Genomic DNA, 13843 nt, shown 5'->3' with positions numbered 1-13843 from the left:
TAGGCGTCTTTGTTCTTCGAACGTCCCGGTGGCGGGGAGCGGGCCATTCTGGTTCATCTGGAAGGCCAGGACCCCGCGGCGCGCGAGGACCCTCAGGAGTTTCAGGAACTGGCCCGCTCGGCTGGTGCCGAGCAGGTCGGGTTCGTCACGGTGAGCCGACATCAGCCGTCGGCGAAGTTTCTGATCGGCACCGGCAAGGTCGAAGAGCTGCGCGATCTCGTCCATGAGGGCGAGGTTGAACTGGTGATCTTCAATCACACGCTGACTCCCAGTCAGGAGCGCAACCTCGAGCGCGTCCTGGAGTGCCGGGTGCTCGATCGCACCGGTCTGATTCTCGATATCTTCGCTCAGCGTGCGCGTACCCACGAAGGCAAGCTGCAGGTCGAACTGGCGCAGCTTGAGCATATGAGCACGCGCCTGGTGCGCGGCTGGACTCACCTTGAACGGCAGAAAGGCGGTATCGGTCTGCGCGGTCCTGGCGAGACCCAGCTCGAAACCGACCGGCGTCTGCTGCGGGTGCGCATTCGCCAGATCAAGCAGCGCCTGGAAAAGGTCCGCGGGCAGCGCGAGCAGGCGCGTCGCGGGCGCAAGCGTGCCGACATCCCTTCAGTCTCGCTGGTCGGTTACACCAACGCCGGCAAGTCCACGTTGTTCAACACGCTCACGGAAGCCGACGTCTACGCGGCCAACCAATTGTTCGCCACGCTGGATCCGACGTTGCGGCGCCTGGAGCTGCCGGATATCGGACCGGTGGTCCTGGCGGATACGGTGGGTTTCATTCGTCACCTGCCGCACAAGCTGGTCGAGTCGTTTCGCGCGACGCTGGAGGAATCCAGCAATGCCGATCTGCTGCTGCACGTGATCGACGCCCATGAGCCCGAGCGCGATCAGCAGATCGAACAGGTCCTGGCCGTGCTGGCGGAGATCGGTGCGGACGAGCTGCCTGTCCTGGAGGTCTACAACAAGGTCGATCTCATGGAAGGCATCGAACCGCAGATTCAGCGCGATGCCGATGGCAAGCCAGAGCGCGTCTGGGTATCGGCGCGTGATGGGCTAGGGCTGGACCTGCTGCGCCAGGCAATCGCCGAACTGCTCGGCAACGATCTGTTTGTCGGCACGCTCCGACTACCGCAGCGCCTCGGCCGCATGCGTGCTCAGCTGTTCGAGCTTGGCGCTGTGCAGCGCGAGAGCCACGACGAGGAGGGCGGTAGTCTCCTTGAGGTGCGCCTGCCGCGGGTGGAGCTGCATCGGCTGCTCAGTCGCGAAGGGCAGCAGCCGGCTGAGTTTCTGGAGCAACACACTTTGCAATAAAGCCCGGGCGGCGATCTGGCCGCTTGTTACAGGCTTTCGGTAGCATTGGTGGGTGCGCCACGGGGCGCGTCTTTAGCTTTATCTGAATGGAGAGCGCTATGGCTTGGAATGAGCCGGGTGGCAACTCGAACAACCAGGATCCCTGGGGCGGCGGTGGCGGTGGTCGTCGCGGCGGCGATCAGAAGGGACCGCCCGATCTCGACGAGGCCTTCCGCAAGCTGCAGGACAGCCTCAACGGCATGTTCGGTGGCAAGAAGCGCGGCAGTGGTGGCGGAAGCGGCGGTGGCAGTCGTCGCGGCGGCTTCGGCCTGGTCTGGGTTTCGCTCGTGGTCCTGCTGGCGGTATGGCTGTTCAATGCCATCTATATCGTCGACGAACAAGAGCAGGCGGTGGTGCTGCGCTTCGGCAAGTACCATGAAACCGTCGGGCCGGGTCTGAATCTCTACTTCCCGCCGATCGACCGCAAATTCCAGGAAAACGTCACGCGCGAGCGCTCCTACAGCAAGCAGGGGCAGATGCTCACCGAGGATGAAAACATCATCGAGGTGCCGTTGACCGTTCAGTACAAGATCAGTGACCTGCAGTCGTTCGTCCTCAACGTCGATCAGCCGGAGATAAGCCTGCAGCACGCCACCGACAGTGCGGTGCGCCATGTGGTCGGTTCGACGGCGATGGATCAGGTACTGACCGAGGGTCGCGAGGCGATGGCTGGTGAGGTGAAGGAGCGTCTGCAGCGCTTCCTCGACAACTACGGCACCGGTATCACCGTGACGCAGGTGAACTTGCAGAGTGCGGCTGCACCGCGGGAAGTCCAAGAGGCCTTCGACGACGTGATTCGCGCTCGTGAAGACGAGCAGCGCGAGAAGAACCAGGCCGAATCCTATGCCAACGGCGTTATTCCCGAAGCGCGCGGCCAGGCCCAGCGCATGCTGGAAGAGGCCAGCGGTTATCGTGATGCGGTGATTTCCCGTGCTGAGGGTGAGGCCGACCGCTTCACCAAACTGCTGACTGAGTACAGTAAGGCGCCGGAGGTAACGCGCGAGCGCCTGTATCTGGAAACCATGCAGGAAGTCATGAGCAATACCAGCAAGGTCATGGTGACCGGCGAGAGCGGGCAGAACAATCTGCTCTATCTGCCGCTGGACAAGATGATCAACGGCCGTGGCACCGCCAGCAGCAACGCCGCGTCGGCCGGAACGGCATCAGGCGCGGCCAGCCAGTCGACGCGGCTACCGCCGGAATTGGATCCGCGTGAAGTTCGTACGAGGGAGAGTCGCTGATGAGCAATAAATCCCTTACGGCGCTGATCGTGGGTGTGGTGCTGGCGCTGGTGCTGTGGAACAGCTTCTATATCGTCTCGCAGACCGAGCGAGCAGTACTGCTGCGTTTCGGCCGTATTGTCGAGCCCGACGTGAAGCCCGGCCTGCACATGAAAATTCCGTATGTGAACAGTGTGCGCAAGTTCGATGCGCGCCTGATGACGCTGGATTCGACGACTTCACGCTTCCTGACCCTGGAGAAGAAAGCGCTGATGGTCGACGCCTACGCCAAGTGGCGGGTTGCCGATGCGGAGCTGTTTTATACCGCAACCTCCGGCATGAAACAGATCGCCGATGAGCGGCTGGCGCGTCGCCTGGAAGCGGCACTGCGTGACCAGTTCGGTAAGCGCACCTTGCACGAGGCGGTGTCCGGTCAGCGCGACGAGTTGATGGGGCAGGTAACCAACAGCCTCAATCGCGCCGTGCAGAAGGAACTGGGCATCGAAGTAGTGGACGTGCGGGTCAAAGGTATCGATCTGCCGCGCGAGGTGAACCGCAGCGTGTTCGAGCGCATGAGTTCCGAGCGTGAGCGCGAGGCTCGCGAGCACCGTGCGAAGGGCAAGGAGCTGGCCGAAGGTATTCGCGCCGACGCCGATCGCCAGCGCCGCGTCTTGCTTGCCGAGGCATTCCGCGAGGCGGAAGAGCTGCGTGGTGACGGCGATGCGCGAGCAGCGTCGATCTACGCGGCCGCCTATGGCCAGGACAAGGAGTTCTATTCCTTCTATCGCAGTCTGCAAGCCTACCGCGAAAGCTTCTCCAGCAAGGAAGACGTGCTGGTGCTGGATCCCAAGAGCGACTTCTTCCGCTATCTGGAGCAGTCCCGCTAAGCGCTTCGCGAGGTTCGTCCGGCGGCCGATGGTGGCCGCCGGGTGACCCACCGGGAAAACATTGCTATGATCCGCCAGCCGGGGAAAACCCGGCTTTTTTGCGTCTGCACTCATGGGGCAGGCGATCTCCGAGCATGGGCAACCATGCCGCTCCCCTCGCGGGGCCTGGCGCTGATGTCAGGGTTTGAACAGAACTGCACGCGACCGATGGCCAGCCTCGACGGCAGCCCGGTTCTCGTCCGCTTGACTAGGCTTGCCGTATCGAGAGGTGATTGGCGAAATGGCAACGGTAGACCGCTGGCTGCTGCCAGATGGCATCGAAGAGGTGCTGCCGCCCGAGGCTGCACGTATCGAGACCGCACGGCGTCGCGTACTGGACCTGTTCCAGCGCTGGGGTTACGAGCTGGTCATAACGCCTCATGTTGAATTCCTCGAATCGCTGCTGACCGGCTCCGGTCAGGATCTCGATCTGCGTACCTTCAAGGTCACCGATCCGCTGTCGGGGCGGCAAATGGGGCTGCGTGCCGATATCACACCGCAGGTGGCACGGGTTGATGCGCATACGCTGCGTCGCGAAGGGCCGAGTCGCCTGTGCTACGCCGGCAGTGTGCTGCACGCCAAGCCGCAGGCGCTGGCGACGTCGCGTAGCCCGATCCAGCTGGGTGCCGAGCTGTATGGCGACGGCAGTGCGTCGAGCGACATCGAGGTGATCAGCCTGATGCTGGAAATGCTCGAGCTTGCCGATGTCCCTGATGTGCACATGGACCTCGGACATGTCGGCATCTACCGCGGCCTTGCTCGCGCGGCTGGGCTGATGGGCGAGACTGAGCAGCGGCTGTTCGATGCGCTGCAGCGCAAGGCGATGGACGAGATCGAGTGCCTGACCGCGGCTCTGGAGCCGACGCTGGCCGGCATGTTGCGCGCGCTGGCGCGGCTGTGCGGCGGTCGTGAGGCGCTGGATGAGGCGCAGGCAGCGCTGGCGGAGGCGCCGGCCGAGGTTCGTCAGGCGCTGCAGACGCTGATCCGGATTGCCGACCAGCTGGCCGCGCGTTATCCGAAAATGCCGCTTTACTTCGATCTGGGCGAGCTGCGCGGATATCACTACCACACCGGTGTCGTCTTCGCGGTGTTCGTTCCTGGCGTTGGTCAGTCGATCGCCCAGGGTGGACGTTATGACGACATCGGTGCCGACTTTGGGCGAGCGCGCCCGGCCACCGGCTTCTCGACTGATCTGAAGACGCTGGTGAGCCTCGGCAATGCCGATCTGTCGACCCCGGTCAGTGGTATCTGGGCGCCGCACAGCGATGATCCCGCGCTATGGCAGGTGATCTGTCGCCTGCGTCGCGACGGTGAGCGTGTGGTGCAGGCCCTTGACGGTCAGGCGGCTGACGCTGCCGCGGCGCTGGACTGTGATCGGCAGCTGCTGGCTAAAGACAATTCCTGGATCGTGGCGCCGCTGGCGTCCTGAGATTTGCCGCGATGCGGCCCAGGCTGGTTTCGATTTCTGCCGGTCAATGCCGGTACGCTTCTCCGAAGAGGACAGAGGGTTATGGGTAAGAATGTCGTGGTCCTGGGCACCCAGTGGGGTGATGAGGGCAAGGGCAAGATCGTCGATCTGCTGACCGACCAGGCGGCCGCAGTGGTGCGCTACCAGGGTGGTCACAACGCCGGTCATACCTTGGTGATCGACGGTGAGAAGACCGTGCTGCACCTGATTCCGTCCGGCATCCTGCGCGACAACGTGCAGTGCCTGATCGGCAACGGCGTGGTGGTTGCTCCCGATGCGCTGCTGCGGGAAATTACCAAGCTTGAGGAAAAGGGCGTACCGGTGCGCGAGCGCCTGCGTATCAGCCCATCCTGCACCCTGATCCTCCCGTATCACGTCGCGCTGGATCAGGCGCGCGAGGCGTCGCGCTCGGAAGGCAAGATCGGCACCACTGGTCGAGGTATCGGACCGGCCTACGAAGACAAGGTCGCGCGTCGTGGCCTGCGCATCGGTGATCTGTTCAATCCGGAGCGTTTCGCGGTCAAGCTGCGTGAGTTGCTGGAGTACCACAACTTCGTTTTGCAGAATTTCTACAAGGTCGAGCCGGTCGATTTCCAGAAGACGCTGGACGAGGCGCTGGGCTACGCACAAGTCCTCAAACCGCTGATCACCGACGTCACGGCACGGTTGCACGACCTGCGCAAGCAGGGCGCGTGCATCATGTTCGAAGGTGCGCAGGGCTCGCTGCTGGATATCGACCACGGCACCTACCCGTACGTGACCAGTTCCAGCACCACTGCCGGCGGCACCGCGACCGGCTCTGGCTTCGGTCCGCTGTATCTGGACTACATCCTCGGTATCACCAAGGCCTATACCACGCGAGTGGGTTCGGGGCCGTTCCCTACCGAGTTGTTCGATGAAGTTGGCGCGCGCCTGGCCGAGCGTGGTCATGAGTTCGGCTCGACCACAGGTCGTGCGCGTCGTTGCGGCTGGTTCGATGCAGTCATTCTGCGACGCGCCATCGAAATCAACAGCATCTCCGGAATCTGCCTGACCAAGCTGGACGTGCTCGACGGCCTGGAAACCATTCGTATCTGCGTCGGTTACAAGGGTCGCAATGGTCAGGTGCTGGTCGATGCGCCGACCGATGCCGACAGCTACGACGGCCTGCAGCCGGTGTACGAGGAGATGCCGGGCTGGAGCGAGTCGACCGTCGGTGCCAAGAGCCTTGACGAGCTGCCGGCCAATGCGCGCGCCTACATCAAGCGCCTGGAAGAGTTGATCGAGGCGCCGGTTGACATCATCTCCACCGGTCCGGACCGCAACGAAACCATCGTGCTGCGTCATCCGTACGCCTGACCGGATGCGATGCTAAAAAAAGACCGCCTTCGGGCGGTCTTTTGCTGTCTGGCGCCGGCTCAGGCGGGTCTGGTTCAGGTTTGCGGAAAACGTTATGGCGCTGAAAACGAAAAAACCGAGCATAAGCTCGGTTTTTTCTTGAAGAGTGGTGCCCAGGAGAAGACTCGAACTTCCACGGTGTTGCCACCGCTAGGACCTGAACCTAGTGCGTCTACCAATTCCGCCACCTGGGCACATTGCGATGATTGCTCACCGACTTTGTTGTCGTTTTACCGAATCCTCGGTCGAAGTCGACAATCTTCGTTGTTGCATGCTTCGTTGCTGCTTGAGACTCGCATCGACGATGCGGGTTTCATTTGAAGAGTGGTGCCCAGGAGAAGACTCGAACTTCCACGGTGTTGCCACCGCTAGGACCTGAACCTAGTGCGTCTACCAATTCCGCCACCTGGGCACGGGAAACAGTATTGCTTGAGCGTTTCCGTGATACAACGTCTGTTGGACATTGTGGGCGCGAACTATACGGGCGAGGTTCGGGGTTGTAAACCCCTGATCCCGAAAAATAATTCAGCGTAAAGGTGCCGCCCGCGGGCATTTCGCGCTTCAATACACTTATGACGTTCCGTCTCGATAATTGAATAGAAAGGTGACACTTCTTAATGGCCGATTGGCAATCCCTCGATCCCGAGGCCGCCCGTGAAGCGGAAAAGTACGATAACCCCATTCCCAGCCGCGAACTGATCCTCCGGCACCTGTCTGAGCGTGGCTCGCCGGCCGCGCGCGAACAGCTGGTCGAAGAGTTCGGCCTGGTTTCCGATGAGGACGTCGAGGCACTGCGTCGTCGACTGCGCGCGATGGAGCGTGACGGTCAGCTTATCTACACCCGGCGCGGAACCTACGCGCCAGTGGATAAGCTCGATCTGGTCTGTGGCCGAGTCAGCGGTCATCGCGACGGCTTCGGCTTCCTGATTCCCGATGACGGTAGCGACGACCTCTTTCTCGGGCCGGCGCAGATGCGCCTAGTCTTCGATGGCGATCGCTGCCTGGCGCGGGTGTCCGGGCTGGATCGGCGTGGGCGTCGCGAAGGGGCGATTGTCGAGGTCATCAGTCGAGCCCATGAAACCATCGTTGGGCGCTATCAGATCGAGAGCGACGTCGGCTTCGTGGTTGCCGATAACCCCAAGATTCAGCAGGAGGTCCTGGTCACGCCGGGCCGCGCGCTGAATGCCAAGCCCGGTCAGTTCGTCGAGGTGAAGATTACCCACTGGCCCACCCCGCGCTTCCAGCCGCAGGGGGACATCGTCGAGGTGATCGGTAACTATATGGCGCCGGGGATGGAAATCGACGTGGCGCTGCGCAGCTTCGATATCCCCCATGTGTGGCCCGAGGCGGTACTCAAGGAAGCGGCGCGGCTCAAGCCCGAGGTGGACGAGAAGGACAAGCTCAAGCGCGTCGACCTGCGGCATCTGCCCTTCGTCACCATCGACGGCGAGGATGCGCGAGACTTCGACGACGCGGTCTACTGCGAGAAGCCCGGTGGTTGGAAGCTGCTGACCGGTGGGTTCCGCCTGTACGTCGCCATCGCCGACGTCTCGCACTATGTGAAGGTCGGTTCGGCGCTGGATCACGAAGCCGAGGTGCGCGGCAACTCGGTGTATTTCCCCGAGCGGGTGGTGCCGATGCTGCCCGAGCAGCTGTCCAACGGGCTGTGCTCGCTGAATCCCGGTGTGGACCGTCTGGCGATGGTCTGCGAGATCACCCTGAACAAGTCGGGCAAGATGACCGACTACCAGTTCTACGAAGCGGTGATCCACTCCCATGCGCGGCTGACCTACAACAAGGTCAGCGATATGCTCGAGCGGCCCAAATCTCCCGAGGGCCAGCGGCTGAGCGAGGAGTACGCCGAGGTGCTGCCGCATCTCAAGCAGCTTTATGCGCTGTACAAGGTGCTGCTGAAGGCGCGTCACACGCGGGGTGCGATCGATTTCGAGACCCAGGAGACGCGCATCGTTTTCGGTGCCGGACGCAAGATCGCCGAAATCAAGCCGACCGAGCGCAACGACGCGCACAAGCTGATCGAGGAATGCATGCTGTGCGCCAACGTGGCCACCGCCGCGTTCCTGCAGAAGCACGACATCCCCGCCCTGTATCGCGTGCACGACGGTCCGCCGCTGGAGCGTCAGGAGAAGCTGCGCGCCTTCCTTGGCGAACTGGGCCTGAGTCTGCACAAGGGCAAGGAGGGTCCGACGCCGAAGGATTATCAGGCTCTGCTGGAGCGCATTCAGGATCGTCCGGATTTCCACGTCATCCAGACGGTCATGCTGCGTTCGTTGAGTCAGGCGGTCTACAGCGCCGACAATCATGGCCACTTCGGCCTTAACTACGAAGCCTACGCCCACTTCACCTCGCCGATCCGGCGCTATCCGGACCTGCTGGTACACCGCGCGATTCGCAGCGTGATCCGTTCGCGGCGTGACACGCCGCACGTGCGGCGCGAGGGTGCGGCGAGCATGCCCAAGGCGCGTATCTACCCTTACGACGAGGCGGCGCTGGAACAGCTCGGCGAGCAGTGTTCGATGACCGAGCGGCGCGCCGACGAGGCCACCCGCGACGTCGTCAACTGGCTCAAGTGCGAGTTCATGCGCGATCGTGTCGGCGAAACGTTCCCCGGCGTGATCACCGCGGTGACCGGGTTCGGCTTGTTCGTCGAGCTGACCGATATCTATGTCGAAGGTCTGGTGCACGTCACGGCGATGCCGGGCGACTACTACCATTTCGATCCGCTGCATCATCGTCTCTCCGGCGAGCGGAGCGGGCGCAGTTTCCGTCTCGGCGACAGCGTCGAGGTGCGGGTGATGCGCGTGGATCTAGACGAACGCAAGATCGACTTCGAACTGATCGGCGGCGGCAGCAAGGTCGCCAGCGCGGGCGAGGGCGGTGCGCGCAAGGGGGGCGCGGCGCGCGGCAAGGCTGGTGATGAGCGGCGTCCGGCGCGCAGCCAGGAACCGGCCGATGCCAGCGTACGCAAGAGCCGTGAGCTGAAGCAGGCGCTGCTGTCCGAAGCCAAGGGCAAGAGCGGGCGCGACCGAGGCGCGGAAAAACCCAAGCGTGGCGGCTCGAAGCGCAAGGCTGACGGCAAACCGGCTCCCGGCGGTTCGAGCCCTGCCGGTGCGAGAAAACGCAAGGCCAAACCATGAGCGACCTGGAAAAAATCTACGGCCTGCACGCGGTCGAGGCGCTGCTGCGTCACCATCCCCGGCGGGTCAAACAGGTTTGGCTGGCCGAAGGGCGTGGCGATCCGCGTGTGCAGACGCTGATCGAGCTGGCCGGCCAGGCGCGTGTGCGCGTCGGCCAGTGCGAGCGCCGCGAGATGGACGCCTGGGTCGAAGGTGTGCATCAGGGCGTGGTCGCCGAGGTCAGTCCCAGCCAGGTCTGGGGCGAGGCGATGCTCGATGAGCTGCTGGATCGCGCCGAAGCTGCGCCGCTGCTGTTGGTGCTCGATGGGGTGACCGATCCGCACAACCTGGGTGCATGCCTGCGCACGGCCGACGCCGCCGGGGCGTTGGCGGTGATCGTGCCGAAGGACAAGTCGGCGACGCTCAACGCTACGGTGCGCAAGGTGGCCTGCGGTGCAGCCGAGGTGATTCCGCTGGTGGCGGTGACCAATCTCGCGCGCTCGCTGGAAAAACTGCAGCAGCGCGGCATCTGGATCGTCGGTACTGCCGGCGAGGCAGAACAGGAGCTTTATGCGCAGGACCTGACCGGGCCGATCGCGCTGGTGATGGGGGCCGAAGGCAAGGGTATGCGCCGGCTGACCCGTGAGCATTGCGATTATCTGGTGCGGTTGCCGATGGCAGGCAGCGTGAGCAGTCTCAACGTGTCGGTCGCCACCGGCGTCTGTCTGTTCGAGGCGCTGCGCCAGCGCAGCGCGGCCGCGACACGCGGCTGATCGGCGGCGGCTGTCTGCAGAGATGGCTGCCGCACGCTTTTTCCACTCCAGGGAAACGCTTTGCCCGTTTCGCGGTCAATGGCTGACCTGTGCCTGACGGCAGTCAGCGCCTTTTTTCCGATCCGCTTGCATCCTGTGACGGCCGCCCGGCCAGGGAATGTCGTACGAGCAATCCAGACAATGGCGTCAGGCTCGTATCATGGAGGTTGTATGCAACGCCTGTCTTTTGAAAGCCTGTTTCGGGCTTCTTCGAATGCCTACCTGTTGCTCGATCCGCAGCTGTGGGTGGTGGATGTCAATCCGGCCGCCCTTGCGTTGCTCGGGCGGGCGCACCATGAGCTGAGTGGCCGTCAGCTGGACGAGGCGTTCGTCGATGATGCGCGCTTCGATGTCGCTGCAATGCGGGCATCCTGCGCGCGTGCACTCGACAGCCGGACCAGCGATGCACTGCCGTCGGTGGGCGAGGGATCGCTTGGTACAAGACTGGTGCATACACCGCTGCTGGACGAGCGTGGCGAGGTCGTGGCGCTGCTGCAGTGTCTCGCGCTGCACAGTGCCTCGGAGCGTGACGAGGACCGGCATCGCTATCGCCGGCATCTGGAAGAGCTCGTGGGGTCCACGTCCGAGGAGCTGTCGCGCAGCGAAATGCAGCGCCAGGCAGCGGAAGAGGCTCTGCTGCAGGCGCAGAAGCTGGAGGCGATAGGCAAGCTGACCGGCGGCATCGCGCACGACTTCAACAACATGCTGCAGGTCATCGGCGGCAACCTGCAACTGCTGCGCCGTAGTCTGGGTAACGACGAGTCTGCACTGCGGAGGCTGGATTCGGCGGTTGGCGGGGTCGAGAAAGGCGCCCGCCTGGCCTCGCAACTGCTGGCCTTTGCCAGCCGCCAGCCACAGCGGCCGCAACCGGTGCAGCTCGCTCAGACCGTAACGCAGATGCGCGAATTGCTAGAGGGTGCTCTTGGTGCCGGAGTGCGTGTCGAACTCGATGCCGACGAGGCGCTATGGCCGGTATCGGTCGACATCGGCAATCTGCAGAGCGCGATCATCCATCTGGCTAGCAATGCTTGCGACGCCATGAACGGAAGCGGCCGGCTGTTGGTGCGCTTGCGCAACCGCAAGCTGCAGGCCCAGCCCGCGACGGGGGAGTTCGTGCAACTGAGCGTGATTGATGAGGGCGGCGGCATGGAGCCTGAGGTCAGCCAGCGGGCTTTCGAGCCCTTCTTCACAACCAAGCCGGCCAGCAGTGCCTCGGGGCTGGGATTGAGCATGGTCTACGGTTTCGTCAAGCAGAGCGGCGGCTTCGTCACGCTGGACAGCGAGGCGGGCAGCGGCACGGCGGTGCACTTGTATCTGCCGCGCAGCTTGGATGCCGATGTCGATGTCGATGCTACGGCAAGCGTGCCGGCGGCGACGGAGGTAGATAGCGTGCTGAAAGTGCTTTTCGTCGAGGACGACCCGACGCTGCGCATGCTTACCGGCGAGGTGATCGCTGAACTCGGCCATCAGGTCGTACTCAGCGAATCGGCCGAGGATGCGCTCGAGCAACTGGCGGCGCAGCCGTTCGATGTTCTGCTCACCGATGTCGGTCTGGCCGGCATGAGCGGCATCGAGCTGGTCCGTCAGGCGCAGCAGCGACACCCGGAGCTGGCCTTGGTGATCGCCTCCGGTTACGCGGTGGATGCGCGCGAGGAAGGCATCGACTCGCTGCGGGTCATGCTCAAGCCTTACGACATCCATCAGGTGCGCGAGCTGCTGGACGCGATCGCGCGCGAGCGCGGTCACGGCCATGCGGGAGTGGCTGGTTAAATTTTCACCACTTTGCCTTGCGCCGGTCCAGGCCCTTCTCTAGAATGGCGCCCCTTGCCCGCACGGCAGGCGCTCGCGCGCCTTCGTACCGGCAAGGTCAACAAGTCATTCACTCCTTGCCTGACCGCATTGTCGGCAGGCTGCAACCCGTAAGGAGCAGTTATGCGTCATTACGAAATCATCTTTCTGGTGCACCCGGACCAGAGCGAGCAGGTCGGCGGCATGGTGGAGCGTTACACCAAGCTGATCGAAGAAGATGGTGGCAAGGTCCACCGCCTGGAAGACTGGGGCCGTCGTCAGCTGGCTTACGCCATCAACAACGTGCACAAGGCTCACTACGTGATGCTGAACGTCGAGTGCAGCGGCAAGGCACTGGCCGAGCTGGAAGATAACTTCCGCTACAACGACGCCGTCATCCGTAACCTGGTTATCCGTCGCGACGAAGCCGTGACCGAACAGTCCGAGATGCTCAAGGCTGAGGAAAACCGTAGCGAGCGCCGCGAGCGTCGTGATCGTCCTGAAAACACCGACGGCTCCGCCGACAGTGACAGCGACAGCGACAACAGCGCTGACGAGTAATCCACGGATCTATTGAGGAGCCTATTTCATGGCACGTTTTTTCCGTCGTCGTAAGTTCTGCCGTTTCACCGCCGAAGGCGTGAAAGAGATCGATTACAAGGATCTCAACACCCTGAAGGCCTACATCTCCGAGACCGGCAAGATCGTTCCTAGCCGCATCACCGGAACCAAAGCCCGCTATCAGCGTCAGCTGGCCACCGCTATCAAGCGCGCCCGCTACCTGGCCCTGCTGCCCTACACCGACAGCCACGGCCGTTGATCGGGCTGGTCGACGAAAGTAATGGATAGATAGACCGTATGCGTGCGCTGGCCGAATTCATCATGCGTGGCCGTATGCAGGCCATCTTGGTGGTTGGCGTTGCCGCCGCGCTGCCGATGCTGTTCTGGCTCAGTGCTGCCGCTGGCAGCCTGGTGCTGCTGCGCAGAGGGCTGAACGACGCGCTGAGCGTACTGGTCTGGGCGGTTGTGCCGGCGCTGGCGTGGTGGTACTTCGGTGATCCGCGCACGCTGCTGGTGCTGCTCGGCTCGCTGGGACTGGCGCTGTTGTTGCGCAACCAGGCGTCCTGGGCGCGGGTGATGCTGTGCAGCGTGGGCCTCGGACTGCTGTATGTCTGGGGACTCGGTGCGGTATTCGGCGAGCCCATCGCTGCGCTGGCCGGGGAGCTGCAGAAGGTACTGCCCGAGACGTTGTCGGGCGCCTACGAGCAGTTTTCCGACGAGGAGCGCGCGCGTCTGGGCGCGTTGCTGGCTCCGGTGCTGACCGGCCTGCTGGCGGCGCTGCTGCAGATCGTCACGCTGCTCAGCCTGATGCTGGCGCGTTATTGGCAGGCGGCGCTGTACAACCCTGGCGGATTCGGGAGCGAGTTTCGAGCGCTGCGTTTTCCGCCGGTGGTGGCAATCGTGCTGCTGGTGGGCATGTTGCTCGGCCCGAGCCTCGGTGCGCAGTTTGCGGTGCTGACGCCGCTGTGCAGCGTGCCGCTGGTGTTCGCCGGGGTTGCGCTGATGCACGGCCTGGTGGCGCAGGGGCGTCTGCCGCGGTTCTGGCTGGTGGGGCTGTACGTCACGCTGGTGCTGTTCATGCAGTTGATCTATCCGTTGTTGGCCGTGTTGGCCATCGTCGACAGTCTGTTTGATTTTCGTGGTCGCGCGGCCGGCAAGAACGGCGCGGGACCTGCGAACGGTGAAGGTTAAAAGTTAAGAGGTAAGA

11 protein-coding genes and 2 tRNA genes are annotated in these 13843 nt (G+C 63.2%); 11 read left to right on the top strand and 2 right to left on the bottom strand.

Annotated features, from left to right (window positions below; genetic code table 11):
• The first annotated feature begins 9 nt into the window (after positions 1-9).
• The 5 genes from hflX to AC0ZJQ_RS16395 all read left to right on the top strand — a co-directional run bounded on the left by hflX (position 10) and on the right by AC0ZJQ_RS16395 (position 6302).
• Positions 10-1311, top strand: coding sequence for a ribosome rescue GTPase HflX (gene hflX, locus AC0ZJQ_RS16415; RefSeq protein ID WP_165593691.1), 1302 nt, complete (start codon positions 10-12; stop codon positions 1309-1311).
• 98 nt (positions 1312-1409) lie between these two features.
• Complete coding sequence (hflK, locus tag AC0ZJQ_RS16410; protein ID WP_155550698.1) at positions 1410-2591, top strand: FtsH protease activity modulator HflK; 1182 nt, start codon at positions 1410-1412, stop codon at positions 2589-2591.
• Positions 2591-3457, top strand: coding sequence for a protease modulator HflC (gene hflC, locus AC0ZJQ_RS16405; RefSeq protein ID WP_008569719.1), 867 nt, complete (start codon positions 2591-2593; stop codon positions 3455-3457). Before hflK ends, hflC begins: the two co-directional genes overlap by 1 nt.
• 280 nt (positions 3458-3737) lie before the next feature.
• The gene (locus AC0ZJQ_RS16400; protein ID WP_476476938.1) at positions 3738-4925 is read left to right on the top strand and encodes an ATP phosphoribosyltransferase regulatory subunit; all 1188 of its coding nucleotides are present in this window, start codon (positions 3738-3740) and stop codon (positions 4923-4925) included.
• An 81-nt stretch (positions 4926-5006) separates the two neighbouring features.
• Positions 5007-6302, top strand: coding sequence for an adenylosuccinate synthase (locus AC0ZJQ_RS16395; protein ID WP_476476937.1), 1296 nt, complete (start codon positions 5007-5009; stop codon positions 6300-6302).
• 146 nt (positions 6303-6448) lie between these two features.
• On the opposite strand, the gene AC0ZJQ_RS16390 is transcribed toward AC0ZJQ_RS16395, so the two are convergent.
• Positions 6449-6535: transfer RNA gene (locus AC0ZJQ_RS16390), tRNA-Leu, on the bottom strand.
• Between the two features lie 131 nt (positions 6536-6666).
• A tRNA-Leu gene (locus AC0ZJQ_RS16385) sits at positions 6667-6753 on the bottom strand.
• Between the two features lie 205 nt (positions 6754-6958).
• On the opposite strand from AC0ZJQ_RS16385, the gene rnr reads away from it, so the two are divergent.
• The 6 genes from rnr (at position 6959) to AC0ZJQ_RS16355 (ending at position 13827) form a co-directional block, all read left to right on the top strand.
• On the top strand, positions 6959-9496 hold the full coding sequence (gene rnr, locus AC0ZJQ_RS16380; RefSeq protein WP_008569723.1) for a ribonuclease R: 2538 nt from the start codon (positions 6959-6961) through the stop codon (positions 9494-9496).
• On the top strand, positions 9493-10248 hold the full coding sequence (gene rlmB / locus AC0ZJQ_RS16375; protein ID WP_008569724.1) for a 23S rRNA (guanosine(2251)-2'-O)-methyltransferase RlmB: 756 nt from the start codon (positions 9493-9495) through the stop codon (positions 10246-10248). The genes rnr and rlmB overlap by 4 nt, the downstream gene beginning before the upstream one ends.
• A 210-nt stretch (positions 10249-10458) precedes the next feature.
• Positions 10459-12057: a PAS domain-containing sensor histidine kinase gene (locus AC0ZJQ_RS16370; RefSeq protein WP_008569725.1), complete on the top strand. Its 1599-nt coding sequence runs from the start codon at positions 10459-10461 to the stop codon at positions 12055-12057.
• Between the two features lie 162 nt (positions 12058-12219).
• Entirely contained in the window at positions 12220-12636 is a 417-nt protein-coding gene (gene rpsF / locus AC0ZJQ_RS16365; RefSeq protein WP_008569726.1) for a 30S ribosomal protein S6, read from the top strand.
• A 28-nt stretch (positions 12637-12664) separates the two neighbouring features.
• Positions 12665-12895 (top strand): 30S ribosomal protein S18, encoded by a 231-nt coding sequence (gene rpsR, locus AC0ZJQ_RS16360; protein WP_003283112.1) that lies wholly within the window; start codon positions 12665-12667, stop codon positions 12893-12895.
• A 38-nt stretch (positions 12896-12933) separates the two neighbouring features.
• Entirely contained in the window at positions 12934-13827 is an 894-nt protein-coding gene (locus AC0ZJQ_RS16355; RefSeq protein WP_008569728.1) for a YybS family protein, read from the top strand.
• Positions 13828-13843: the final 16 nt, after the last annotated feature.

The sequence above is a fragment of the Stutzerimonas sp. 21-1 genome (assembly GCF_056336065.1).
The sequence above is the reverse complement of the archived record's forward strand: the minus strand, read 5'-3'. Positions and strand labels throughout refer to the sequence as shown.

Bases quoted from the DNA above. Each gene is read 5' to 3' on its own strand.
- hflK (WP_155550698.1), top strand. From the start codon at position 1,410: ATGGCTTGGAATGAGCCGGGTGGCAACTCGAACAACCAGGATCCCTGG.
- hflC (WP_008569719.1), top strand. From the start codon at position 2,591: ATGAGCAATAAATCCCTTACGGCGCTGATCGTGGGTGTGGTGCTGGCG.
- AC0ZJQ_RS16400 (WP_476476938.1), top strand. From the start codon at position 3,738: ATGGCAACGGTAGACCGCTGGCTGCTGCCAGATGGCATCGAAGAGGTG.
- AC0ZJQ_RS16395 (WP_476476937.1), top strand. From the start codon at position 5,007: ATGGGTAAGAATGTCGTGGTCCTGGGCACCCAGTGGGGTGATGAGGGC.
- rnr (WP_008569723.1), top strand. From the start codon at position 6,959: ATGGCCGATTGGCAATCCCTCGATCCCGAGGCCGCCCGTGAAGCGGAA.
- rlmB (WP_008569724.1), top strand. From the start codon at position 9,493: ATGAGCGACCTGGAAAAAATCTACGGCCTGCACGCGGTCGAGGCGCTG.
- AC0ZJQ_RS16370 (WP_008569725.1), top strand. From the start codon at position 10,459: ATGCAACGCCTGTCTTTTGAAAGCCTGTTTCGGGCTTCTTCGAATGCC.
- rpsF (WP_008569726.1), top strand. From the start codon at position 12,220: ATGCGTCATTACGAAATCATCTTTCTGGTGCACCCGGACCAGAGCGAG.
- rpsR (WP_003283112.1), top strand. From the start codon at position 12,665: ATGGCACGTTTTTTCCGTCGTCGTAAGTTCTGCCGTTTCACCGCCGAA.
- AC0ZJQ_RS16355 (WP_008569728.1), top strand. From the start codon at position 12,934: ATGCGTGCGCTGGCCGAATTCATCATGCGTGGCCGTATGCAGGCCATC.